26 protein-coding genes are annotated in these 24,444 nt (G+C 67.4%); 5 read left to right on the top strand and 21 right to left on the bottom strand.

All coding sequences use genetic code 11. The annotated features are described in order from the left end of the window. The first annotated feature begins 132 nt into the window (after positions 1-132). Both ACQP1O_RS21165 and ACQP1O_RS21160 read left to right on the top strand, forming a co-directional pair. Positions 133-348 (top strand): three-helix bundle dimerization domain-containing protein, encoded by a 216-nt coding sequence (locus ACQP1O_RS21165; RefSeq protein WP_433567482.1) that lies wholly within the window; start codon positions 133-135, stop codon positions 346-348. Between the two features lie 93 nt (positions 349-441). Then, positions 442-930 (top strand): hypothetical protein, encoded by a 489-nt coding sequence (locus ACQP1O_RS21160; RefSeq protein WP_433567481.1) that lies wholly within the window; start codon positions 442-444, stop codon positions 928-930. Positions 931-1,252: 322 nt separating this feature from the next. Here ACQP1O_RS21160 and ACQP1O_RS21155 read toward each other — a convergent pair whose 3' ends face one another. Continuing rightward, on the bottom strand, positions 1,253-2,026 hold the full coding sequence (locus ACQP1O_RS21155) for an SDR family NAD(P)-dependent oxidoreductase (RefSeq protein WP_433567480.1): 774 nt from the start codon (positions 2,024-2,026) through the stop codon (positions 1,253-1,255). A gap of 233 nt (positions 2,027-2,259) precedes the next feature. Here ACQP1O_RS21155 and ACQP1O_RS21150 point away from each other — a divergent pair, with 233 nt between their 5' ends. Then, complete coding sequence (locus ACQP1O_RS21150) at positions 2,260-2,685, top strand: SRPBCC family protein (RefSeq protein WP_433567479.1); 426 nt, start codon at positions 2,260-2,262, stop codon at positions 2,683-2,685. A 71-nt stretch (positions 2,686-2,756) separates the two neighbouring features. Here ACQP1O_RS21150 and ACQP1O_RS21145 read toward each other — a convergent pair whose 3' ends face one another. From ACQP1O_RS21145 to ACQP1O_RS21055, 19 genes are all read right to left on the bottom strand, one after another. After that, positions 2,757-3,533, bottom strand: a complete 777-nt coding sequence (locus ACQP1O_RS21145; protein ID WP_433567478.1) for a DUF6390 family protein — start codon at positions 3,531-3,533, stop codon at positions 2,757-2,759. A gap of 19 nt (positions 3,534-3,552) precedes the next feature. Beyond that, positions 3,553-4,623, bottom strand: coding sequence for a hydrogenase expression/formation protein HypE (hypE, locus tag ACQP1O_RS21140; protein ID WP_433567477.1), 1,071 nt, complete (start codon positions 4,621-4,623; stop codon positions 3,553-3,555). Then, a complete protein-coding gene (gene hypD, locus ACQP1O_RS21135) occupies positions 4,616-5,728 on the bottom strand; it encodes a hydrogenase formation protein HypD (RefSeq protein WP_433567476.1) in 1,113 nt (370 codons plus the stop codon). Before hypD ends, hypE begins: the two co-directional genes overlap by 8 nt. Beyond that, a complete protein-coding gene (locus tag ACQP1O_RS21130; RefSeq protein ID WP_433567475.1) occupies positions 5,725-6,066 on the bottom strand; it encodes a HypC/HybG/HupF family hydrogenase formation chaperone in 342 nt (113 codons plus the stop codon). Before ACQP1O_RS21130 ends, hypD begins: the two co-directional genes overlap by 4 nt. Before the next feature lie 16 nt (positions 6,067-6,082). Beyond that, a complete protein-coding gene (gene hypF, locus ACQP1O_RS21125) occupies positions 6,083-8,407 on the bottom strand; it encodes a carbamoyltransferase HypF (RefSeq protein WP_433567474.1) in 2,325 nt (774 codons plus the stop codon). Continuing rightward, complete coding sequence (locus ACQP1O_RS21120) at positions 8,404-8,646, bottom strand: HypC/HybG/HupF family hydrogenase formation chaperone (protein ID WP_433567473.1); 243 nt, start codon at positions 8,644-8,646, stop codon at positions 8,404-8,406. The genes hypF and ACQP1O_RS21120 overlap by 4 nt, the downstream gene beginning before the upstream one ends. Positions 8,647-8,649: 3 nt before the next feature. Beyond that, complete coding sequence (locus ACQP1O_RS21115) at positions 8,650-9,105, bottom strand: hydrogenase maturation protease (RefSeq protein ID WP_433567740.1); 456 nt, start codon at positions 9,103-9,105, stop codon at positions 8,650-8,652. 24 nt (positions 9,106-9,129) lie between these two features. Continuing rightward, positions 9,130-9,249: a DUF6893 family small protein gene (locus tag ACQP1O_RS21110; RefSeq protein ID WP_433567472.1), complete on the bottom strand. Its 120-nt coding sequence runs from the start codon at positions 9,247-9,249 to the stop codon at positions 9,130-9,132. A gap of 15 nt (positions 9,250-9,264) precedes the next feature. Continuing rightward, the gene (locus ACQP1O_RS21105) at positions 9,265-10,593 is read right to left on the bottom strand and encodes a hypothetical protein (RefSeq protein WP_433567471.1); all 1,329 of its coding nucleotides are present in this window, start codon (positions 10,591-10,593) and stop codon (positions 9,265-9,267) included. Then, the gene (locus ACQP1O_RS21100) at positions 10,593-11,237 is read right to left on the bottom strand and encodes a DUF6084 family protein (RefSeq protein WP_433567470.1); all 645 of its coding nucleotides are present in this window, start codon (positions 11,235-11,237) and stop codon (positions 10,593-10,595) included. The genes ACQP1O_RS21105 and ACQP1O_RS21100 overlap by 1 nt, the downstream gene beginning before the upstream one ends. Next, complete coding sequence (locus tag ACQP1O_RS21095) at positions 11,234-11,869, bottom strand: DUF5947 family protein (protein WP_433567469.1); 636 nt, start codon at positions 11,867-11,869, stop codon at positions 11,234-11,236. The genes ACQP1O_RS21100 and ACQP1O_RS21095 overlap by 4 nt, the downstream gene beginning before the upstream one ends. Continuing rightward, positions 11,866-12,783, bottom strand: coding sequence for a NifU family protein (locus ACQP1O_RS21090; RefSeq protein WP_433567468.1), 918 nt, complete (start codon positions 12,781-12,783; stop codon positions 11,866-11,868). Before ACQP1O_RS21090 ends, ACQP1O_RS21095 begins: the two co-directional genes overlap by 4 nt. Positions 12,784-12,813: 30 nt before the next feature. Then, entirely contained in the window at positions 12,814-14,610 is a 1,797-nt protein-coding gene (locus tag ACQP1O_RS21085; protein WP_433567467.1) for a nickel-dependent hydrogenase large subunit, read from the bottom strand. Between the two features lie 13 nt (positions 14,611-14,623). Beyond that, on the bottom strand, positions 14,624-15,679 hold the full coding sequence (locus tag ACQP1O_RS21080; protein ID WP_433567466.1) for a hydrogenase expression protein HypE: 1,056 nt from the start codon (positions 15,677-15,679) through the stop codon (positions 14,624-14,626). A gap of 125 nt (positions 15,680-15,804) precedes the next feature. After that, entirely contained in the window at positions 15,805-16,647 is an 843-nt protein-coding gene (gene hypB, locus ACQP1O_RS21075; protein ID WP_433567465.1) for a hydrogenase nickel incorporation protein HypB, read from the bottom strand. Beyond that, a complete protein-coding gene (hypA, locus tag ACQP1O_RS21070; RefSeq protein ID WP_433567464.1) occupies positions 16,605-16,979 on the bottom strand; it encodes a hydrogenase maturation nickel metallochaperone HypA in 375 nt (124 codons plus the stop codon). The genes hypB and hypA overlap by 43 nt, the downstream gene beginning before the upstream one ends. Positions 16,980-17,073: 94 nt before the next feature. Further along, a complete protein-coding gene (locus ACQP1O_RS21065) occupies positions 17,074-18,198 on the bottom strand; it encodes a HoxN/HupN/NixA family nickel/cobalt transporter (RefSeq protein ID WP_433567463.1) in 1,125 nt (374 codons plus the stop codon). A gap of 108 nt (positions 18,199-18,306) precedes the next feature. Continuing rightward, positions 18,307-18,990 (bottom strand): PAS and ANTAR domain-containing protein, encoded by a 684-nt coding sequence (locus ACQP1O_RS21060; RefSeq protein ID WP_433567462.1) that lies wholly within the window; start codon positions 18,988-18,990, stop codon positions 18,307-18,309. Between the two features lie 75 nt (positions 18,991-19,065). Next, positions 19,066-22,335: a protein kinase domain-containing protein gene (locus ACQP1O_RS21055; protein WP_433567461.1), complete on the bottom strand. Its 3,270-nt coding sequence runs from the start codon at positions 22,333-22,335 to the stop codon at positions 19,066-19,068. Positions 22,336-22,717: 382 nt separating this feature from the next. Between ACQP1O_RS21055 and ACQP1O_RS21050 the strand changes: the two genes are divergently transcribed. Next, positions 22,718-23,221, top strand: a complete 504-nt coding sequence (locus ACQP1O_RS21050) for a transglycosylase SLT domain-containing protein (protein WP_433567458.1) — start codon at positions 22,718-22,720, stop codon at positions 23,219-23,221. Between the two features lie 215 nt (positions 23,222-23,436). On the opposite strand, the gene ACQP1O_RS21045 is transcribed toward ACQP1O_RS21050, so the two are convergent. Further along, positions 23,437-24,108: a cyclase family protein gene (locus tag ACQP1O_RS21045; protein WP_433567460.1), complete on the bottom strand. Its 672-nt coding sequence runs from the start codon at positions 24,106-24,108 to the stop codon at positions 23,437-23,439. 78 nt (positions 24,109-24,186) lie between these two features. Between ACQP1O_RS21045 and ACQP1O_RS21040 the strand changes: the two genes are divergently transcribed. Further along, a complete protein-coding gene (locus ACQP1O_RS21040; protein WP_433567459.1) occupies positions 24,187-24,390 on the top strand; it encodes a hypothetical protein in 204 nt (67 codons plus the stop codon). The last annotated feature ends 54 nt before the right edge of the window (positions 24,391-24,444 follow it).

Here is a 24,444-nt window from a genome sequence, read left to right as displayed (position 1 = left end):
CCCACCCGTCCCCCACCCGCGGGATGCCCGATACCGCGAACCGCACACCGGTCGTCACCAGGGTCGGATTCACAGCCGATTGGGGCACAACGCCCCTTCAAAGCTCGCTCGTCGCGGACCGACCATTTCTTCATGCGCAACGACGAGGCGACTCAGATCCGGTTCGTGCGGGACCGGCTCACCGAGCGCTATCCGCAGGTGTCACCGGGCATCATCGCCGAGATCATCGGCCGGGCTCAGGCAGCGCTGAGTGACGCGAGGGTGCGCACATTCGTCCCCCTGCTCGTCGAACGCCGAGCCCGCATCGAACTGTCGCTCGCCGTTTCCGGCGAGATCCTGGTCGTCTAGTTCCGCGAACATCGTCTGCCATCATTCGGTGACCGAGCCGCATCGAATCGGCGGTCGAGAACATCGGCTGTCGAGAACAGGGAACGAGAGCGAATGAAACCGCTGTACGAGCGCAGCAGCACCATCACCGACACCGGACATCTGGACGTGCCGATCCGCACCGCGATCGCCACCCACGCCGAGAACAACCAGCTCGGCGATGTCCTCGCGAACGCTCGCGCCGTATGCGAAACCCGCAGCGTCCGGCTCTACCGGAACGGTCTGCTGGCCAGGCTGACCGGCTCCGGCGATCCCGATCGCGAGCATCGGACGATCGCGATACTCACCCCCACCTACCTGGTCATCGTCGTGGCAGGCGACAAGCGCGGCATCCATGTCCGTTCGGCCCGGCTGCAAGCGATTTCGTTCAACCCGAACCGTGCCGCCGGTATCGACTCCGGCATCAGCGTCGTTGCGCACTGGTCCGGCGAAATCGCGAGCCAGGCCGTGTCCGCTTTCTACCTCGGCCTCGGAGATGACGAGGCCGGACAGGCATTTCTCATCGCCTTCCGCGAGGCCGTCGTAGCAGCCAAAACTCACTGAGCGGACACTCGAGACCGCTCACTCCCCGCCGGTCATCGGCCCTGCCACGCGGTTCCAGCGATGCGGCGACGGCGCATCCGAATTCGAAGCCGACGCATACGATTTCGACGCGATGTTCGCGGAGTTCGGTCGCGAGGCGGCGGGCCGACCACAGGAGGACTCGACGATCCGGGTGCGGAATCCACTCCCGCACAATGTCTTTCAGCAACAACTGGACGTAGTCGGTGACAGCGCTGCGATCGTCGATGGTCATCTGATCGGTGGGGAAGGGAGGTGCGCGAAGCACGTCGCGCAGCGGCGGGCACTGGGTCGGTGAGGCTCATCAGACCGTGTAGCCGCCGTCGACATCCAGCGTTTGGCCGGAGATGAAGTCCGCTCGGTCCGATGCGAGGAATGCGACCGCTTCCGCGATGTCGTCCGCATTCCCGAAGCGGCGCAGCGGAATATTGCGCCGGGCGACCTCGAGCGCGGTTCGATCGAGATCTCCGGAATCGATCAGCCGTTCGGCCATCCCGTCGGTCAGCATGCCCGGACCGACACAGTTGACGCGGATGCCGTAGCGACCCTCTTCGACCGCCAGGCCGCGGGCGACGGCTTCCACCGCACCCTTGGTGCCCGCGGAAAGGCCATCGCGGACCGGATAGCGTCGTGTCGCGGCGGTGGTCACCGCGACGACGGAGCCCTGCGAACGACGCAGCAGCGGCAGGGTGGCGTGCATCAGGTTGAAGAACGCCGCGGCGTCGGCGTTCAACTGCTCCCGGTACTGCTCCGGCGACACGCTGCTCAGATGAACCATCGGGACATGGGGTCCGGCGGCGTAGACCACGGTGTGCAGACCCCCGAATCGCTGTTCGAACTGCGCGACGACATCGGCGACCGCACCCGGATCGGTGAGATCCAGCGCCCAGGCGCGGCATGAGCGTCCGACCCGCTCGGCATCCTTCGTCAGCAGCTCGGCCGCGTCTCGATTCGCGCGATAGGTGAGTCCGATATCGCTGCCCCGTTGCGCCAGCAGACGGACCACCGCGGCACCTATCCCGCCGGTGCCACCCGCGACCAGTGCGGCACCCTCGCGTTCCCCGAAGTCATCGCTCACCACGCCTCCCGATTCAACCAAGCAATTGCTTGGTACGCAGCTTACATCCCAACTTCCGGAGAGGTTGCCCATGGGATGCCGATTTGTATCCGATCCCGAACGGCATCGGGTCGCTACCGCACGTCGATCGGACCGACCATCACCGGTGCGACCCGATACGCCGGAATCACCAGGACGCCAATCTGTTCCGCATCGCGCCGAGCCCGCATCGACCCGACCGCTAGAGTGCGGGAATGCCGGAAAAGATTCTCCGTAACACGTTCACCGTCCCTGCTCCCGTGGAGGCGGTCTACGAGCATCTGATCCGGCCCGAGAACTACATCGGCCTGTCGCCACTCGTCGTGGCGGTCGAGGACGTCCAGGAGGGCTCGTACGTAGCCGTCGAACGGTTCCGTGTCCTCGGACTGAAATACGACAACCACATCCGGGTGTCGCTGCTGGGAACACCCGGCAAGGCGGTCTGGGGTGAGGTCAAGAGCCCCGGCGGCGTTCACATGGCCTACCGCTTCGAGTTCGCCGCCGGCCCGGAAGGCACACGTATCGAGGACGAGCTCCGGCTGCGCACCCCGCTCGGACTGATGGCCTTCGCCTCCGGCCAGGCCCGCAAGGTCCAGCTGGCCCGCGCCACGATCCTGGCCGAGCGCCTCGGCCGGTCCTGATCTGGTCCCGGTTGCGCCGGCACTCATCGAATTTCGGCGAACGCCGACGTGGTCGAGGTTCGGGTGGGAGTTCATCCACCCGGCCTCGAGCCCACCGTTGCGGCGGAACGGTCGAATGCCAGCCGCTCGTTGGTCACCCTGATCTGGCGCACGGTCGTGGTAGCGAGCGCGGCAGCTTGCGAGGGTGACAGCCGCCCGCACAGGTGATTCCAGTGCACCGCGAGGATGTCGCCGACCTCGACGTCGGGCACGGCGGCGTACCCGTCGTGCCAGACGGCCAGGGTCCGGTCCTCGGGCCTGGACAGACCCAGACTGTGGCCGTTCCAGCTCAACCGGCGGGACCGGACCAGAATCTGCGAGTCGCTTCGATCGATCACTCGCGCCCAGGTGATCCGGCAGTCGTCGAGAATGCGCAGGGCCGGGCCCTCACCCGCCGCATCGAGCAGCCGGGACCAGGGGTAGACGCCGAGCACATGGAAGCTGTGGTTGGGCGCGGCCTCCGCGGCCAGGCGGGCGCCCAGGTGTGCCCAATACTGTCCGGCGACCGGCCCGATGCGCGCGAGCAGGGCCGCGCCGAACTCTGCCGGATCCAGCGCGGCGCCGACTCCGCCACCGAGCCAATAGGATTCGACGAGCCGGGCGTCGAGTGGATCCTCGATCCCGGTCAGCGCGGCCATCACGCACAGATACGGCCACGCCCCGGAAAACAACGGTGCCGTCGCCCGCACCGCCGCGCTCGACCCGCCACGCAGCCCGGCGGCGTCGGGCGGCCCGCAGTAGCCGAGCGCGTTCGGCGCGTAGGCGTAGCGCGCGAACATCTCGGTCCCGTCGATGTGGACCGGGTCCATGGGCGAATTCCCTTCCGCCTCAGCAGATTCTGGGTAGCTGTTCGCCGGCCGGCAGATCGACCACCCGGGTACCGCCGAGGGCGGTCCTGGCCACCACCATGCCCGGATGCTCGGTCACGCAGACGCCGATCGCAGCGGCCCGCGTCCCGAGCGGATGGGCGTGCATGGCGGCCAGCACCCGGTCCGCGTCCTCGGCCGCGACGAAGGCGACCAGCTTGCCCTCGTTGGCGACGTACATCGGGTCGAGGCCGAGCAGTCCACAGGCGTCGCGGATCTCGGCCGGGATGGGGATTTCGTTCTCCTCCAGTGCCACACCGACTTTCGCGGTATGGGCGATCTCGTTGAGCGATGCGGCCAGACCGCCGCGAGTGGGGTCGCGCAGCACGTGCACGTCCGCGCCGGTGGCCAGCATGGCAGCCACCAGGCCGTGCAGCGGTGCGGTATCGCTGCACACCGTGGTCCCGAACTCCAGTCCCTCGCGACAGCTCAGCACCGCGACGCCGTGCAAGCCGATATCGCCGCTGACTATCACCACGTCCCCGGCACTCGCGCGCTGGGGACGGATGTCCACGCCCTCGTCGATCACGCCGATACCCGTGGTGTTGATGTACACCCGGTCGCCGTGCCCGGCGTCGACCACCTTGGTGTCACCGGTGACCAGGGTGACGCCCGCGCCCAGCGCAGCGGTACCCATCGCCCCGGCGATCTGAGCGATCTCGGCCAGCGGGGTGCCTTCTTCGAGGATGAACGCCGTCGACAGCGCCAGCGGTCGCGCACCGACCATGGCCAGGTCGTTGACCGTGCCGTTGACAGCGAGCTCGCCGATCGACCCGCCCGGGAACACCATCGGTTTGACCACGAAGGAGTCGGTGCTGAAGGCGAGCCTGGACTCCCCGACGGTGAGCACCGCCGAATCCCCCATCCCGGCCTCGGCGGCCGCGCCGAAGGCGGGCAGGAACAAATGCTCGACCAGTTCCCCCGACATCGCACCGCCGCCACCGTGCCCCATGACGATGGTGGGTGAATCCCGTAATGGCATGGGGCACACCCAGTTCGCCAGGTCGACGGGCGCCGAGGTCTCCTCACGCATGTGCCACCTCCGCGGGCAGGTCCAAACGCCGGTACAGGTAGTAGGCGGCGCACGCGCCCTCGGAGGAGACCATCGTGGCTCCGAGAGGGTTGCGTGGCGTGCACTGCTTGCCGAAGGCCGCGCACTCGTGCGGCTTGATCAGCCCTTGCAGCACTTCACCGGAACGGCAGATCGAGGACTCGGCGGTGTGCAGATCGCCGACGGCGAACCGCTGTTCGGCGTCGAACTCGCTGTACCGCTCCGAGAGCCGCCACCCGCTGCGCGGAATCACGCCGATGCCGCGCCAGGCGCGGTCGGTGACCTCGAAGACGTCTTCGAGCATCGCCTTCGCGACCGGGTTGCCGGCTTCGGCAACGGCCCGCGGGTAGGCGTTCTCCACTTCGTGCCGTCCGGATTCGAGCTGAACGACGGTGCGCCGGATGCCTTCGAGGATGTCGAGCGGCTCGAACCCGGTGACCACGACCGGAACCCGGTACTTGTCGGCGAGCGGCGGGTATTCGCGGGTACCCATCACCGTGCAGACATGTCCGGCGGCCAGGAACCCCTGCACCCGGCACGACGGTGATTCCATGATCGCGGCGATGGCGGGCGGCACCAGCACGTGCGAGACGAGCAGCGAGAAGTTCCGTATGCCAAGCCGTTTCGCCTGATAGACGGTCATCGCATTGGCGGGCGCGGTGGTCTCGAAGCCGATGCCGAAGAACACCACCTGCCGATCGGGGTTGGCCTGCGCCAGCTCGAGCGCGTCGAGCGGCGAGTACACCACCCGGACGTCCCCGCCTTCGCTCTTGACCCGGAACAGGTCCTTGGAGCTGCCCGGTACCCGCAGCATGTCGCCGAACGAGCAGAAGATGACGCCGGGCTGCGCGGCGATGTCGAGTGCCTTGTCGATCATGCCGAGCGGGGTCACACACACCGGGCAGCCGGGTCCGTGGATCATCTCGATCGTCTCGGGCAGCAGTTGGTCGATGCCGTGGCGGATGATCGAGTGCGTCTGCCCGCCACACACTTCCATGATCGCCCAGCGACGAGTGGCGCCTTCCCGGATGCGCTCGAGGAGAATCCTGGCGAGCTGCGGGTTGCTGAATTCATCGAGGTACTTCACGACCTCACCTCCGGTTCATCCGACTCCTGCCCTTTCGACTCCTGCACAGTTTCGGGATTCGCCAGGCCGGCCTGCCTGGCCGCGATCTCGAATCCGTTACCGAACTCCTCCTTCAGAACACCCAGATGCTCGAACTCGGCGAGAGTCCGCAGGGCGGATTCCTCGTCGAGCCGCTGAATGGCGAAACCGACGTGGACCACGACGTAGTCGCCGACCGCGGCGTCGGGGATGTATTGCAAGCACACGTCCTTCTGCACGCCGCCGAAATCCACGATCGACATCAACGTGCCATTACGTTCTTGCAGGCTGAGAATTCTTCCCGGGACTGCCAGGCACATTTGCTGCTCCCTTCGCTCAACCCGCCTCGGCGGCGAGTAGTTGCCCGAATGCCAGGCCGCCGTCGTTGGGCGGCAACCGATGAGCGGTCAAGACTTGAAAACCGTTGTCCGACAGCAGTCCACGCGCGGCCGACAGCAGCAGCGCATTCTGGAACACGCCGCCGGTCAGGACGACCGGGGTGGCCGGCGTGGCGTAGTCGGCCGCCAGGCCGAGGACCAGCCGCGCGACCGCGTCGTGGAAACGCGCCGCGATGATCCCCACCGGGACGCCCGCCCGCACATCGTCGATCACGGCGCCGATCACGGGGGCAGCGTCGAACACCGACGGACCGTCCCCGTCTCCGGCTCGATCCGGCCTCGCGAACCGGTAACGCGCGGACCCCGGGTCCACCCCGCGCGCATGCCATTCCAGTTCGATCGCGGCCTGCGCTTCGTAGTCGACCTCGAACCGGACCCCGGCCAGTGCCGCGACGGCGTCGAACAGCCGGCCCATACTCGACGTCGGCGCGCTGCCCAATCCGGTGTCCAGCTGGTGGGCGAGCACGGCGCGCTCGGCGGGCGGGCACGCACGCACCGCGGGAAGATCTTCGGTCCATTCGATTCCGGCGGCCCGCAGGTGCGCCAGCGCCATGCGGTAGGGGCGGCGCACGCTCACGTCGCCGCCGGCCAGCGGTACGTAGCGCAGATGTGCCAGCCGCCGGTAGCCCTTGTATCCGGCGGCCAGCACCTCACCGCCCCAGATCGCGCCGTCGGGCCCGAATCCGGTGCCGTCGAAGGCGATTCCGAGGACGGCGGCGGCCGGATCGAGTCCGTGTTCGCCCATGATCGCCGCGATGTGCGCGTGATGGTGCTGCACGGTGCGCACCGGCCGCCCGCCCGCCTGTTCCCGGGCCCACGCCGTCGAGCGGTAGCGCGGGTGGGCGTCGGCGGCCAGCACGACCGGTCGCACGCCGGTCAGCTGCTCGAGATGGCGTTCGGCGTCGGTGAAGGCGCGCAGCGTCGCCAGATCGTCCATATCGCCGATGTGCTGGCTCAGCCAGGCATAGCGCCCGTCGCCGACGGCACAGGTGTTCTTGAGATCGGCGCCCACCGCGAGCGTGGGCTCGACCGGTAGCGGCAGGGCCAGGGGCAGCGGGGCGAAGCCGCGGGAACGACGCAGCGGCAGTTCCATGCCGTCGACCACCCGCAGTACCGAATCGTCGCAGGGCACCAGGATGGGACGATCGTGGGCGAGCCAGGCGTCCGCCAGACCCGTCAGCCGGGTCCGGGCGTCGGCGTCGTCGTAGCAGATGGGTTCGCCACCGAGGTTCGCCGAAGTCATGACCAGCACGCGGGGGCCGGGCGGGTCGCCGGGCAGGCCGAAGAGCAGCAGATGCAGCGGTGTGTAGGCGAGCATCACACCGAGATCGGGGTTGCGCGGGGCGACCGACGGCGCGATGGCGAATTCCGCGGCGCGCCCGCCGGTTTCGGGATCGGCGGCGCGGTCCGCGCGCGGCAGCAGCACGATGGGCCGGGCGGGCCCGCTCAGCAGTCGGGCGGCCGTCTCGTCGATCTCGGTGATACGCCGTGCCGTATCCAGATCCGGCGTCATGACGGCGAACGGCTTGTCCCCGCGGCGTTTCCGGCGGCGCAGCTCGGCCACCGCCGTCTCGTTCCCGGCGTCGCAGGCCAGGTGGTATCCGCCGATGCCCTTGACGGCGAGAATTCCGCCGTCGCGCAACAGCTCTCGCGCGGCGGCGAGAGGTTCACCCGCGCCCGGCCCGGTGTAGGACAACCGGGGACCGCAGTCGGGGCAGGCGATGGGCTGCGCGTGGAAGCGGCGGTCGGCAGGATCGGCGTATTCGCCGGCGCACCGCGCGCACATCGGGAAGCCGGCCATGCTGGTGCGGTCGCGGTCGTAGGGCAGGCTCGCGATGATGGTGAACCGGGGACCACAGTTGGTGCAGTTCACGAAGGGGTGCCGGTAGCGCCGGTTGGCGGGATCGCACAGATCGGCGACACATTCGGCGCAGATCGCCACATCGGGTGAGGCCAGTGTGCGCCCGGTCCCGTCCCGGCTGGTCGCGGCGATATGGAAGCCGGTGCCGCCGCGCACCGGAATCTCGAGGCACTCGACGGATTCGACGACCGCCAGCGGCGGCGGATCCGACCGTATCCGACTCACGAACTCGGCCAGATCCGCTGTCGCGCCTTCGATTTCGATGATCACGCCGCAGCTGTCGTTGGACACCGATCCGGTCAGCGACATTTCGGCGGCGGTGGTGTACACGAACGGCCGGAAGCCGACGCCCTGAACCACGCCGCGGACCACCACGCGGCTGCGTCCGCGCCCGGCGCTCATGGCGCGTCTCCCTGGCGCAGCAGTCGCAGCCCGTCCAGGGCCGCGGCCGCGCCGGCCGCGTCGGTCTTCTCCACCGCCAGGCCCATGTGGATGATCACCCAGTCACCGGGCCGGACCGGATCCTGGTCCAGCAGACCGACATTCACCTTCCGCCGCTCGCCGGAAACCTCGACGAGCGCGATCTGGTCGTCGTAGCCGTCGAGAATCTCCACGACCAGGCCGGGAATTCCGAGGCACACGGCTCACACCTCCTGCCGGGCGAGTAGTTCGGCCAGCACGTCGCCGACCGCGGCGACCGCGGCGGGCACGGCGGCCGCGACCACGTCGGTCAGTCCCATACACTCGTCGACCGAGCACACCTGACAGCCCACCACGACCGTCGGCGGTACCGCGCCGCCGAGTGCGCGCACGGTCTCGAAGACGGCCTCCGGGTGCATGGCGTGCCCGTCCAATCCGGCAGCGCCGCCGCCGGATTCGGCGCGGAAGACCTCCACGCGTCCCGGTTCGCCGCGATCGGGGATCGCGTCCACCAGTATCAGTGCGTCCCATCCGTCGAGCAGGTCGTAGGCCAGGTGCAGGCCCCGGATGCCGTAGTCGGTGACGCGCACGCCGGGGTCGTGGTCCGGCGGCAGCCGCCGGACCACCTCGGATCCGAACCCGTCGTCGCCGAGGAACATATTGCCGATCCCGGCGACCAGTACCCGTTGCGTGTGATCACCCGCTCACATGTGCCGTATCCGGAAGTACCTGCGGATATCGGGGATGGACACAAGGCCCACAGCGACCGCGAACAGCGCGGCCACGGCGACGATCACAATCGCGACCACTCCTACCGTTGCCATCTCCGGCCCTTCCTTTCACTCGGGCGAGCCGTCCAGCGGCTCGATCTCATCGGGGGCGAAATACAGGTAGCGCCCGTACCATTCGTGCAATTCGGCCGCGGGGTCATCCTCGGCGACCACGCCGACGTGCACCCCGCCGTCCACGTCCTCGTGCACCGTGACCACCCTGGCGGTGCGGCCTGCATAGAACAGATCCTGCGCGTCGGCGCGGCGCCCGGGATGCAACCGCACCCGGCTGCCCTTGCGCACCAGCACCCCGGCCACCGCCACCGCGTCGGTGTCGGGCGCGACGGCACTGTCGGCCATCGGATCCCACCAGTCGACGCCGTCGGCCAGCGTGGGCAGCACCCGCGGGGGCGGCTCGTCCTGCCGCAACACTCCGTGCAGGGATCCCAGTCGCTCGGCGTCGAGCCTCTCGCAGCGATCGATGATCTCGGCGGCGAGCGGGTCGGTGGCGCGCGCCTCGCGCTTCTCCTCGTCGGTCATGGTCAGCACGCGCAGCGCCAGGATCTCGTCGATCTCGGTGGAGTCGAACAGCGGGCCCTGGCTCTGCGGGGCGATCTCGGGATGGTCGTAGAGGATGATCGGGGAGACCAGCAGCAGCTCCTGCTGGCCCGGCGGGCCTGCCAGCACCGGGAAACAGCGTTGCTGGCAACAGCTTTCGACAACCGCCGCGGCGTCGGTAGGCGGATCGGTGAGCGAATGGAACCTCCCGCCGTCGAGCTCGACGATCAGGTGCGCGCCCAGCAGCGAGCGGGCCAGCGCGTCATCGGGGTCGGTGGCGGCCGCGCCGGTGTTGCGCAGGACGATACCCACTCGGCGGTAGCCGCCGACGTCGTCCACCGTCAGTTCGAGCTCGCCGCGCAGCGGTTCCCGGGTGCGCAGCAACGTGCCGACCACGCCGCCGGTGTCGTCACTGATCGCCGCACTCTCCTCGGCGCCGGGGACGGTGAACGGAAACACGCTGTGCACCAGAGGAATCGGTCCGATGTCGTGCTCGTGTTCGACGGCCTCGTCCCAGCTCAGCCAGGACCGCCCGTCGGCATGGAGTTCCGCGACGGCGGTGCCGTCCGGGCTCCGGACGGTGCGCCGCTGCCGGTGCAGGAATCGCACCGCGACGCTGATCCGCGCCGACTCGCCGGCCGTGACCGGGAACTGCGTCGCGAGCTCGGAATCCTCGCCCAGCCCGTCGGCGGCCGCCCGCTCGGGTCCGAGCACACCGAACTGCCAGCGGCACACGTTCTTCCGCGCGCTCGCCCGGTACGGGTACAGCAGATACCCCTCGTAGAGCACCGCGTCGGCCACCGCGCGCGCTGCCGCCCGGGCGGCGACATCGGCGCTCATCACGCACCCCCCGCAGCGAGCAGCTCGCGCACCGCCTGGTCGTATCCGAGCAGGCCGCGACCGGATTTGAAGGCGGACAGCGCATCCAGTGTCTCGCGCGACAACCGCACCCAGCCCGTGTCCGGGAAGTGCGCGGCCATCAGATCCCGCCACACCGACACCGGCATGTTGAACCGGTCGTCGCGGTCCCACGGCACCTGCTGCACCGCGAAACCGGTTTCGCCCCTGATGAACACGGTGCCACTGAAAAGGAACGACAGCGGTACCGTGCCGTCGCGCAGCGCGTGCAGGTACTTCGAACCCGCGACCTCGAGGTCGTAGGTGCACAGCATCGGCAGATCCACCTCTGTCCCACCGCTGGCGAAACCGGGAACCATTGTCGCGCAATGCATCCACAGAAACGAGCGTTGGGTCTCGGACCACCGCTCCCGGGGACCGAACAGATCGGTCAGGCCCGCAGCCTCCTCGTCGGTGTAGGAGCGCCGGTTCGGGTCGATACGCACCTGTGCGCGCAAGGCGATGGCGTGCACGGGCTCCTCGGACAGCGCGGCGATCCCGATCCGCGCCGTCAGGGTCGGCGTCACGGCATACGGTTCGGGCCGGATGCCCAGGACCGCGAAGGTGATCGAGTACGCCGGGCTCACGGCGTGCCTCCCACGACGCGGGCCCGGGCGGTCATGGCGGCGAGGAATTCCTCGATGTAGCGGCGGGCTTCCTGCCCGCCGTCGAATCCGCGCCACAGCAACCGCATGCGCCCGACGAATTCGTAGCAGGCGTCGATCGGCAACAGCAGGCAGGTCGAGGCGCCGCCGCGCTCGGGCAGGTGGATCAGCACCGCCTCGACATCGTCGTCGGCCTGTGCGAGCTCGGGATGCCGATCCAGGATCGCGCTCCATTCGTCCAGCGGCAGTTCGGATTCGGTGGCACCGGCCGGGCCGGGATAGAACGCCACCGTGCGACCGAGCGTGGAGTTGCGGAAGAAGAAGGCCAGGCCGACCGGAATCTCGAGGGCATCCCACTCCCCCGGGCCGATATCGACCCCGGGGAACGCGAGGCAGCGATCCGGCACCGCCCGATACCGCAGGTTCGCGGTGCGGTCGGTGAACAGCAGATAGCAGGCCCTGCAGACGCACATGAGCTGTCGGCCCTCGATATTCACGACGTGACTGTGCGTGTCGGCGATGGCTTCACCGCACATCTCACACCGTTCCCCCGCCGGCACCGGGACGGGCCGGGACGTCGCGAGTCTGCGCAGGACGCCGAAGGCGGGATTCATCCGGCCGCCTCCACCGGCACCGCCACCTGCGGTGTGCCCGAACGGATCAGGACCGGGAGCGGTTCCAGATGACCGTCGCCGTCCAGGCGCGCGCCGGCGTGCACGACGTCGAAGTGGGCCCGGCAGACCGGGCAGCGCAGCACGGCCGAGCCGGCCCCGAACCCGGCCCGGCGATGCAGCGCCGCTCCCGCCATCGACTTTCCGCACGACGGACAGTGATCGCGGTAGACGAACAGCTCGTCGCCGACGCGGCAGGCCACGACGGCCGCGCCGGCCAGCGCGAAACCACCCACCTCACCCGCGCCGAGCTGTGCCAGCTCGGGCGCCCCGATCCAGTGTCCGCCGTGCTCGCCGTTGGCGTGGACGCGGGCCATCAGCGACTCGGCAGGAATCACGCCCGCAGTCGAATCCGATTCGGCCGCAACCACTTCGATGGTCTCGATCTCCGGCGCGGCGGCACGCACCGCGTCCTCCACCGCCAGCTCCAGGGTCACCGCGGAGGATGGGCAACTGCGGCAGCTGCCGGTGAAGGCCAACCGCAGCACGCCGTCGGCCACTGCCACCACCGTCACATCGCCACCGTGCGAGCCCAGGTACGGACGTACGCCGTCCAGCGCCGCGCGCACCCGGGTGAGGGTGTCGTGCGGGTGCAGTCCGTGCACCAGCAGCAGGCTGGCGATCAGGTCGTCGGCCACCAGCCCTTCGACGGTCTCGGGATCGAGCAGCCGGATGGTCCGCTCGAGTCCCGCACCGTACAGACCGACGATCTCACCGACCAGTTCCTCGGCGCGCTCGCGCGCCACGGGCCCGGCGGCGGAGATGGCACCCAGCAGTGTGTCGATCCGCTCGCCGGCCTCGCGCCAGCGATCGGTGTCCGCGGTCTGAGCGCGGTGGCCTTCGGATCGATCGTTCACCGCGCTCGCCTCTCGGTACCGGCTCGACCGCTACTCAGCGGTCATCGCCTGGGTGGGTGAGTGGAGCAGGTCCAAGGACTTGCCACCACCGAGGTACATGTGCACGCCGCAGGGCAGGCAGGGATCGAAACTGCGGACGGTGCGCATGATGTCGATGCCCTTGAAGTGCTCCCGATCGTTCTCCTCGAAGATCGGCTGTCCCTGCACCGCGTCCTCGTAGGGTCCCGGGGTTCCGAAACTGTCGCGCGGGCTGGCGTTCCAGGGTGTGGGCGGATACGGATGGTAGTTGGCGATCTTGCCGTCCCGGATCACCATGTGGTGCGACAGCACACCGCGCACGGCCTCGGTGAAACCGCAGCCGATGCTCTCGTCCGGCACCTCGAACGGCTCCCAGGTCTTGGTCCGCCCGGCCCGGATCTCCTCGAGCGCCTGCTCCGCGAAGTGCAGCGCGCACGCCGCGGCGTAGGCCTGGAAGTAGGTGCGGGCGCGGTTGCGCTCGATGGTGTTGCTGCCGAAAGCCGGTATCGTCCACTCCAATTCGACCGGACCCTTGAGCGCCGTCTTGGGCAGATTGATCTGCACGCTGTGGCCGGTGGACTTCACATAGCCGATATCGACCAGCCCCGCCAGGGCAGTGCACCACAATCGTGCCAGCGGTCCGCCGCCGGTGTCGAGCGCGAGATGATCCTTGCCGTCGAACCAGCGCGGCGACATCACCCAGCTGTACTTGTCCTCCAGGTCGCGCTTCTGCGGGCTGGGGTTGGTGTGCTGATTCCAGGGGTGGCGGCGGTCTATCGGATTGCCCAGCGGATCGTTCTTGACGAACATCCCCTGGTCGGTCCAGTCCTCGTAATACGAACTGCCCAAGAGGATTCGGAGACCGAGATTGATGTCCAGCAGTGAGTGGGTGATCAGTTTCCCGTCCACCACGATGCCGGGGGACACGAACATCGCGTTGCCCCAGTTCTCCATGTCCTTGTAGGCGAAGTTGCACACCTCCGGATTCTGGAACGAGCCCCAGCAGCCCAGCAGCGTGCGCCGCAGGCCGACCCGGTTGTATCCGGGCAGCGCCGCGTAGAAGAAGTCGAACAGATCGTCGTGCATGGGGACGACCTTCTTCATGAACTCGACGTAGCGCATGAGCCGCGTCATGTAGTCGGTCATCAGCTGGACGGTGGCGACCGTGCCGACCCCGCCGGGGTACAGCGTCGACGGGTGCACGTGCCGGCCCTCCATGAGGCAGAACATCTCTCGCGTGTAGCGGCTGACCTGCAGCGCCTCACGATAGAACTCGCCGGTGAAGGGGTTGAGCGCCCGCATGATGTCGGCGACGGTGCGGTAGCCGTGCGCCTGCGCGTGCGGCGCCTCGGTCTTCTCGGCCAACGCCAGCACGCCCGGGTTGGTCTCGGACACCATCTTCTCGCAGAAGTCCACGCCGACCAGGTTCTCCTGGAAGATGTTGTGGTCGAACATGTATTCGGCGGCCTCGCCCATATTGACGATCCACTCGCCCAGATTCGGCGGCTTCACCCCGTAGGCCATGTTCTGGCAGTAGCACGAACAGGTGGCGTGGTTGTCGCCGCAGATGCCGCAGATACGGCTGGTGATGAAGTGCGCGTCACGAGGATCCTTGCCGCGCATGAAGATCGAGTAACCGCGGAAGATCGAGGAGGTGCTGTGGCACTCGACCACCTCCCGATTCTCGAAATCGATCTTGGTGTAGATGCCCAGACTGCCGACGATGCGGGTGATCGGATCCCATGCCATCTCGACGAGGGCATCCGGTTGGATCGTGCGGTGCGAGGGCTCGGGAATGATCTCGGTCATCGGATTGCCTTCCCTACCAGGTCCGGACCGCGCCGGAATCCAGTTTGTCTCCCTTGTGCCGCCAGCTCGGCTCCTTGTCCACGGTGCGGCCGGTGATGTGCCGCAGACTGCGAATCACCGAGCCGTACAAACCCGACGCGGTGGAGGAGAACTTGCCGCCCGGCGGCGGGTCCATGAAGGGCATGAACTTGTCCGGGAATCCGGGCATGGTGCAACCGATACAGATACCACCGACATTCGGGCAGCCGCCGACGCCGTTTATCCAACCGCGTTTGGGCACATTGCATTTCACGACCGGGCCCCAGCAACCCAATTTCACGATGCATTTCGGCGAGCCGTATTCGGTGGCGAAGTCGCCTTCTTCGTAATAGCCCGCGCGATCGCACCCCTCGTGCACCGTCGCACCGAAAAGCCATTTGGGGCGCAATGCCTCGTCGAGCGGGATCATCGGGGCCTGGCCGGTGGCCATGTAGAGCAGGTAGGTCAGGGTCTCGGAGAGATTGTCGGGCTGGATCGGGCAACCCGGCACGCACACGATGGGTATGCCGGCCTTGCTCTTCCACTCCCAGCCCAGGTAGTCGGGGACGCCCATGGCGCCGGTCGGATTGCCGGCCATGGCGTGGATGCCGCCGTAGGTCGCGCAGGTGCCGGCCGCGACCAGCGCGGTCGCCTTCGGGGCCAGCCGATCGATCCATTCGCTGGTGGTCATGGGCTGGTCGGTCTCGGGATTGTTGCCGAACCCGCACCAGTAGCCCTCGACGTGCAAACGCTCGTTCGGGATCGACCCCTCGACGACCAGGACGAAGGGCTCGAGCTCGCCACGATCGGCCTTGAAGAACCATTCGAGGAAGTCATCGGCTCCCCCGGTCGGGCCACATTCGTAATCGATGAGTGGCCAATGAACGGCGATCTTGGGCAGGCCAGGCAGGGATCCGAGAGCTATCTCCTCGACACTGGGCTGGGTGGCGGCAGTCAGGGCCACCGAGTCGCCATCACAACTGAGTCCCGCGTTGATCCAGAGAACGTGGATCAGCGTCTGCTCTGCATTGACTGCTTCTTTAGTCGGCATGAAAGGTGCCACCCTTCGAAGCGAAATGCCAGGCGGTCGGACGTCGCCGTTTTCTCGAAAACGACCGGCCGGGATGTGAGCCTGATCACGTAAGTTTAGGCGCGGCCCGAGACCGCCTCAAGAGTTCACCGAGCAGGCACGCGCTGCGCGCACAGCCACTCGTACCACTGCGCGAGACCCGCTCCGGTGGACGCTGAGATCTGCAGGATTCGGACTCCGGGGTTCACCGATCGCGCGAGCTCACCGAAACGGTCCGGGTCGAAATCCACGTACGGCAACAGATCGATCTTGTTGATCAGCACCAGGGTCGCCACCGAGAACATGTGCGGGTACTTCAGCGGCTTGTCTGTGCCCTCGGTCACCGAGATCACCACGACCTTGCCGCTCTCGCCCAGGTCGAACAGCGCCGGGCACACCAGGTTTCCGACGTTCTCGATGAACAGCAGGCTGCCCGACTCCGGCGCGAGCATGTCGAGGGCGCGCCGGGTCATGGCCGCGTCCAGGTGACAGCCGGCACCGGTATTGATCTGTGCCACCTTGCATCCCGTGGCCATGATCCGCTCGGCGTCGAGCAGGGTCTCCTGATCCCCCTCGATCACAGCGATCGGTCCCGCACCGAGTTCACCGATGGTGCGTACCAGCAGCGTGGTCTTTCCCGCGCCCGGCGAGCTCGTCATATTGAGCGCGAGGATGTCGCGTTCGGCGAGCCAGGCCCGGTTCTCCTGTGCCAGCCGGTCGTTCTTGGCCAGGACCTGCTGTTCCAGCGTCACGGTCTCGGTGATCGGCAGATGCACGTGGTCACCGCCGTGTTCGTGGCCGGCATGGTCGTGCCCCGGGTGCCCATGGTCGTGATCGGCGGGGTCGTGATGGGCGTGGTCGTGATGGTCATGGTCTTCGCCCGGGCTGTGCGGGTGGGGGACGGTGATCAGTCCGCCCGTCTCGCCACCGCATCCACAGGTAGCACACATGGGTCGCTCACCTCCATGGATCGGATTCGCAGCTCCCGCCCGGCGGTCACCTCGACATCCGCACTGCCGCAACGGCACAGCAGCACAGGATCGGGCAGGACGAAGTCCCGGCCGCAGGCCCGGCAGCGGGCCATGCCGGGAATGACATGGATGTCCAGACGTGCGCCCGCCGCGACGGTTCCCTCGGCGGCCAGATCGAAGCAGAAGCGCAGGGCATCGGGGACGACGGCACAGAGTGCGCCGACTTCGAGCGTCACACTATGGACGGTGCGGCCGGCCGCGTGTTCGCCGACGGCATCGATGACACTCTGGGTAATCGCCATCTCGTGCACAACGACTCGTCTCGTCGAGAAGAACCCCTACCGAGAAGGACCCCTCTCAAGCTACTCCCGAGCCGTTGCCCGCACACCACCTCACCCCTGCGGTTCATTCCTCGGCGCCGGGCTGCCGCGCGGTGGTCCATTTCTCCTCGAGGCCACCGTAGTGCCAGGTCAGCAGGGCAATGGTCCAGGTGAGGACGAACAGGCCGACCATGAGGAACCCGACCACGTCGAAATCGAGTCCGCCGACCCAGCCCCAGACGCCGCCGGTCCAGCCCAATTGGCCGACGAGCAGGCCGAGCAGCTCGATGGTGCCGATGATCAGGGCGACCGCGACGGACAGCGCCGTGACGGTGATGTTGTAGAAGACCCTGCGCACGGGTTTGGCGAAGGCCCACCCGTAGGCGAAGTTCATGAAGCCGCCGTCGACGGTGTCCAGCAGGCTCATGCCGGCGGCGAACAGAATCGGCAGACACAGGATCGCGTACCAGGGCAGGCCCACCGCCGCGCTGGTGCCGGCCAATACCAGCAGCGCGACCTCGGTGGCGGTGTCGAAGCCGAGACCGAACAGCAGCCCGATCGGGTACATCTGCCAGGGCCTGGTCACCGACCTCGTCACCGGCCCGAGTAGCCGATTGACCAGGCCGCGCTGCGCCAGCTGCTGCTCCAGCTCGGATTCGTCGTAGCCGCCGCTGCGCATGTTCCCGAAGACCCGCAGAATACCCACCAGCACAACGAGATTCAGGATCGCGATGAGGTAGAGGAACGTCCCGGATACCGTCGTGCCGATCAGTCCGGTGTAGTGATGCAGGGCCGAGGAGTCGTTCTCGATCGGCCCGGCGATGACCTTCACGCCCAGCGAGAGCAGCAGGGCCAGCACGAAGACGACCGTGGAATGTCCGAGCGAGAAGAAGAATCCCACCGACAGCGGCCGATGCCCGTCGTGCATGAGCTTGCGGGTGGTGTTGTCGATGGCGGCGATGTGGTCGGCGTCGAACGCATGCCGCATACCCAGGGTGTACGCGGTCAGGCCGACTCCGATACCGAGGGTGCGGTCACCGACGCTGAGATGCTGCGGGGCGACGAACGCGACCAGCGTGAACCAGCCCAGCACATGCAGGCCGACGATCACCCCGGCCATCGCCACCAGTCGCAACGATTCCTGCCGGGTCAGCGCCAGGCGCTTCGTCAACGAGCGAAAGGGTCTGCGCTGCTGCGTTGTTGATGCCACGATCTGCCAATCGACGCACACCGAACCCTCTGACGGTAAACCCGCGCTCGCCGGTGCTGCAACCGATCGTTCGCGGCCCGCGGGGTGCGGCTGGAAAACCGCCGGCGGTCATTGCCCGGGTACTCGCTCGTGGGCGGTCAGCAGCAGATGGTCGAAGTGGGTGCGAATCGGCTTTGCCTCATCCGCCAGAGCGTCCAGGTCCTCCATCAATTGCGCGGCCAGGGCACGCAGCTTGGTGTTGGTCTCCTGCGATCGCCAAGCGAGCACCCGGAACGCCGCCTCGGCGCTGACACCGTAGACCAGCATGATCGCCCCCTTGGCCTGCTCGATCACCGCACGCGCGGCGTACAGCTCGGGCAGGCTGTCGTCGAGAGCCTCCTGACGGTGCTCAGCAAGCGCATCGGTCACGTCGATGTAGAAGCCGGCCGATCCGACAACCCGATCCTGGCCGTCGACCATCTGATCACCCACCACGATCACGTCGTGCACGTTCCCCGCGGTATCGATGATGCGGTGCCGGCTCGAGAACGGCAGCGCATCCTGCACCGAACGCGCGATCATGCTCGCGACCTGGGCACGATCCTCGGGATGCTTGTGTGAGAGCAGCAGATCAGTGGTCGGCAACACCGCGCCCGGCTGGTAGCCGTGCATCACCGCCACCTCATCGGACCACTCCCACCGCTGGTCACCGAACCAGAAGCGAAAGCTACCGAAGCTCTGTGGCCGACCCGCGCCCATCACCCGTTCGAGGATCTGTGCATTGTCCGGAGGGGCCTCGCCGCCTTGGGTCACAGCCGAATTATCCGTTGCCGCATCGGCGCGGGGAACAACTCGGCGCGACCGACACCACAGCGATACGCCGGCCGGTCATCCTGAACTGCCGCTGGAATTCTCTGTAGCCCAAGCCGCTATCTGCGCGCGCGAGGTGAATCCCAATTTGGCCAGGATGTGTTCGACGTGCCCCTGTGCGGTGCGTTGTGAGATCACCAGACGGGTCGCGATCGCTCTGTTCGTCAGGCCTTCCGCGACCAGGTCGGCGACCTGCCGTTCCCGTTTCGTCAGCTGCTGCGGCGAACTGTCGGGCGCGGGGGCCGGTTCGTCGAGCGCGAGCCGTACGGCCGTGTCGAGACTCATCGCAGCACCTTCCTGGCGGGCCCGGTCGAAGGCTCGTACGCCGAGCGCTCCGCGGCTGCTCCGCACGCACTCGGCACGGTAGGCGAGCAGATCACGGACAATGAGCGTCGTGGTGCCCGCGAGGCGCCCCAACTTGTCCGCTGCGCCCATCAGGACCGCCGCGCGGCGAGGTTCGTTCCGGTCGCCTGCGATCCAGGCCAGCGTCTCCAGACAGCACGCGGCGACGAGCGGATCGGACGTCAGTGCCGAGAGCCGAACGCCTTCCTCCAACAGGCGCTTGGCGCGTTCGACGTCGCCGCGGCGCCACACGGCGAAGCCCGCCGCGAACAACGCCCAGGAGCGATAGATCGTCTCGCCGCAGGCTGCCGTCATGGCGAGCGTCTTCTCATGGCAGGCGACGGCCCGGGAAGCATCACCCCCCAGTGCGTAGGCCCAGCCGAGGGAGATTTGAGCGTCCAACTGCATTCCGAGCTCACCGCACGCCTCGTAACTGCGGACCACATCGGTCAGGAGGGCAACCGCGTCGGACTCACCGACGTTGCCGCGGGCGAGCGCCTGATTTGCCTCGGTGTGGTTGACCAAGGCTCCGACCAGCGGCTCCACCGTCTGCTCGGCGAGTACGCGGAGCTCCGTGAACCGGTCGTTCGCGGTCTGCAGGTCGCCGTTCAAACCCGCGATCGTGCCGGCGGCGAACAGCGCCCTGGCTCTATCGGTGGTCCGGCCGTCGAGCGAATGGCCGAGCACACGCTCATACCAGCGACGGCCCTCATGCAGCCGCCCGCGCGAGCCCCAGAACAGGTACAGGTTCGTGACCATCCCGAGCCCGCCTTCGTCGGACTCGGACAGGCTGAATTCCAATGCCTCTCGAAGATTCGGCAGTTCCCGCTCGAGCCGGGCAACCCAATCCAGTTGATGCGGGCCGATGAAATTGGCGTCCGCCTCCCGTACCAGTCGTTCGCACCAGTCCCGATGTCGCCGGTGCAGGTCCGGATACCGGCCGGACTCCTCGGCCTTCTCCCGGCCGAATTCCTGCACTGTCTCGAGCATCCGGAAGCGCACCGCCCCATCGGCTTCCTGCCGGACCAGGATCGACTTGTCCACCAGCGCGGACAATGTATCGAGCACCTGGGCCTCGGTCATGTCATCGGCGCACACCTGCTCGACGGCGTCGAGTTCGAAGCCGCCGGTGAACACGGACAAGCAAGCCCACAGCCGCTTCTCGTCGGGTGTGCACAGGTCATAGCTCCAATTGATGCAGTACCACAGCGTCTGCTGCCGCTTCGGCGTTCCCCGGCCACCCCGGGTCAACAGGGCGTAGCGGTCTGTCAGCCGGGTCTGGATCTGCTCGACCGACATCGTGCGCAGGCGCGCTGCGGCCAGCTCGATCGCCAACGGCAATCCGTCCAGCCTGGTACAGATCTGGGCAATGGCACGCTGGTTCGCTTCGGTCATCTCGAACCCCGGCACCGCGGCGGCGGCGCGTTCGACGAACAGGGCCACTGCGTGGGAGTGAGCCAGCGCTCGCTCATTGGTCGAATCGGGAATCCCGAGCGGCTGCAGCGGATACACGGTTTCCCCGCCGATCCCCAGCGCCTCCCGACTCGTGGCCAGGATTCGCACGTTCTGACACGCCCGCAGCAGCGCCTCCGACAGCTTCGCGGCCGCGTCGACCACGTGCTCACAGTTGTCCAGCACCAGCAGCAACTCGTACGGTGCCAGCGCCTCCACCAGCGTGTCGAGCACGGATATGACACCTTGGCTTCGTATACCGAAGACAGCGGCCACCACATCGGGCAGCAATGCGTCATCGTGCAGCTCCGCCAACTCGACCAGCCACGCCCCGTTCGCGAACTTCTGCTGAACCTTGTGAGCCACTCGCAGTGCAAGCCTCGACTTTCCGACCCCGCCGATCCCGGTCAAGGTCACCAGACGTGACCCTGGTAGCAGATTGCCGACCTCGGACAACTGGATCCGCCGATCGACGAAGCTGGTCAGCTCGAGCGGCAGATTTCCCGTCCCCTCGTGCAATCCGTCGCTGCGAATACGCGGAACTCCTTGCGGCCCCGATGGTTTCGAACCCACCAACGATTCGGATTCGGAGCCCGATTCGTCGCGCACCGCCATCTCGTCGACCGCGAAACCGTGCTCTCGCTGAATTCGGCGCAGTTGCTCGCCCAAGAGCGCTGCTGTAGGTCGATCGTGCGGGTCGCGAGACATCGCCGACTCGATCACTGCGCGAACGTCCCAGGAGATACCAATTTCACAGCGGTCGGGATTCGAGGGGGCGGTGATCCGCACGAACTGGGTCGCCGGCTGCTCACCGCGGCGGCGTTCGAACCCGACGCGGCCGGTGAGAGCACCGAGCAACGTGGCTCCCAGCCCGTAGACGTCCGAGCCACGGCTGGGTGCCTGTCCAGCGAGCACCTCGGGCGCGGTGAAGGTCGGCGAGCTGGTGGTGATGTCGGCATCCGTCTCGAGCTCGCCGGAGACGTGGGCGAGACCGAAGTCGGTCAACGCCGGCTCGTCGTAGTCGGTGAGCAGAATGTTCGCCGGCCTGATATCGCGGTGTAGAACACCGGCTCGATGTGCGGATTCCAGCGCCCCCGCGATCCTCACCCCGATGTGAAGCGTGTCCGCGAGAGACAGCGGACCTTTGTCCCGGATACGGTCACCCAGCGAGCCTCGGGAAAAGTACGGCATGACCAGATAGGGACGGCCGCTGCCCGTTTGCCCGACCTCGAGCATGCTGACGATGTTCGGATGCCCGGTGAGGCGACCCATCGCCCGCTGCTCGCGAAAGAACCGCACGCGGTCCTGCTCCAGTTCACCGGTGAGGACCTTCACCGCCACGGTGCGGTCCGCGGCAACCTGCGTGCACCGATAGACGGCCCCGAGACCGCCTCGCCCGATCTCGTGGGCGTCGTCGAACCCGGCAGCGCTCAATTCCGTGACGACGTCGGGACCGGCATCACGCTGCGTTTCGAATGGAACACTCTCAGCCATCGGTAACTCGTAAATCGCCAGCAGCGGACACCAGTCAGAATATCCCCACCGCGAGTGGTCAGACCATCACGAAAAAATGCTCACGACCGGCCGTGACCACGCTCCGCGGATGCTGTTGGTTCCCGGGTGACAACATCTGCCGTGCCCGGCGCGGGTGCCGGCGGCCCGGCGGGTCGAGGCAAGCGCCGGAAAAGGGTGAGTCCCGGAAATAGGTATGTCTGCGGGAGATCGGCCGTCGTGCCGTAACACATCCGTGACCAATGCTGTCATCACTGCCGAGCGCGGCCGATTCCCCCGGAAACGCCGCCAGGGCTTCCTTTCGCCCCGCAGGTCGCAAAGGAGCGACATGTGCTCGGCATCGACATTCCTGAGGAGGAACCCAATGGCCACCGGACGCCGTCCCCGGACCGCCCTTCGCTTCGCCGTCTACGCCCTGGCAGCCGCATCATTGTCGATCGCGGCAACCGCCGAGGCCTCGGCCCTCGTCCCGGAACCGCCGGCACGGACTGTTCCGGCAGCCATGAGCCTTTCCGGCGCGAAGGTTGTGGCGGAATCGGGCGTGCACGGTTCCGACCTCGACGGCTGGATCAGCCAAGCCCTCGACATCATGGCCGCACAAGGCATCCCGGGCAGCTACGACGCCATCCACCGCAACATCATGCGCGAATCCGGCGGAGACCCCGGCGCGATCAACCTCTACGACTCCAACGCAGCCGCCGGCACCCCATCCAAAGGCCTGCTCCAGGTCATCGACCCGACCTTCCAGGCCTACCACGTCGCCGGAACCTCCTGGGACATCTGGGATCCGGTAGCCAACATCACCGCCGCCTGCAACTACGCCGCCGCCCGCTACGGCTCCATGGACAACGTCAACTCCGCATACTGACCCCCCGAAAGCCCCGCTCGGCCCACTCGCGCCCGCATGAAACATCTTCGCGCGCGGGTGGGCTCGGCGGGACCGCGCCGGCCGGTTTCGCGAGATACCCATGCCGACGACTTCCGTCACCGCTCGGGTATCGCCGGCAACCCGCTTTCAACCCGGCTCGACAACCTGATCGAAACCGTTGTGCTGCAACGCATCCCACACCAAGTGAATCGTGATCAGCGACCAGCGCCGCCGTGATCGGTCCAGGCAACAGCGCGCAGCGGAAACGAGCCCATCCCGCGCACCGGCGCCGGCAATGCGACCAGCCTGGCACCGATGTCGGGGACCACGTCCAGGTTCGTCATCTGCTCGATGATCGGGATTCCCGCCCCGAGCAATGCGTGGTGACACGGACGCGTAGGCAGGGAGATGTCGTCGATGTCGAGCGAGTCGATTCCGACCACCGCCACGTTCGCAGCGACCAGTGCCTCCGCGACCTCACCGATCAGGAACGGATGCCCGGGGCCCCGGTACGCCGGCGACCCCCACCGAGCCGACCATCCGGTGTGCACGAGCACCGCCTTGCCCCATAGCCGTGCCGGGTCACCGAGGACATCCGGTCCCACCGCGCGAATGCCGGCCGCGCGGATCATCACGATCGGTACGTTGAACAGCCGCTCCAGCGGCAACTCGGCGATATCGGCGCCATCGGCATGGAAATGGAACGGCGCATCGATATAGGTCCCGGTGTTGCCGACCATATCCACACGCGCGATGTCATAGGCCATGTCGATCAGTGCCGACTGCTGACGCGAAATATCTGTGGTGACCCGCGGTCCCGTCAATCCCGGGTAGGTGAGCATGCCGTCCGAGATCGGATGGGACAACTCCACGGTTGTCCTGCTCATGCCAGGAACGGTACCTCCATCCCGCTGCAGATCTCGGAGGCGATGTTGCCAGGGGCGAGTGGATCGGCCCCGGTTTTCGTGAACATCGAGGTGAGCACGGACGCGCAGCGCCCGGCCTTGTCCACCGACTCCCGCAAATCGAGCCTCGAGGCCATCCCGGCCAGCCGGGCTGTCCTGGTCCTTCAGGGGTGCTCGGCGCGGCTGCCGGAGGCCGACCCCGTGTCGGAACCGGCCCGCCGCCTCGCCAGGGTCGATGCCGGTGCCCGCGACGGGGCGGATTGAGTAAAGAGCAGAAATAGGTATGTCTGCGGGAGATCGGCCGTCGTGCCGTAACAC

Source organism: Nocardia sp. CA-151230, from assembly GCF_050942175.1.
GTDB lineage: Bacteria > Actinomycetota > Actinomycetes > Mycobacteriales > Mycobacteriaceae > Nocardia.
Note: the sequence above shows the minus strand (reverse complement) of the source record. Positions and strands in the feature narration are given on the sequence as shown.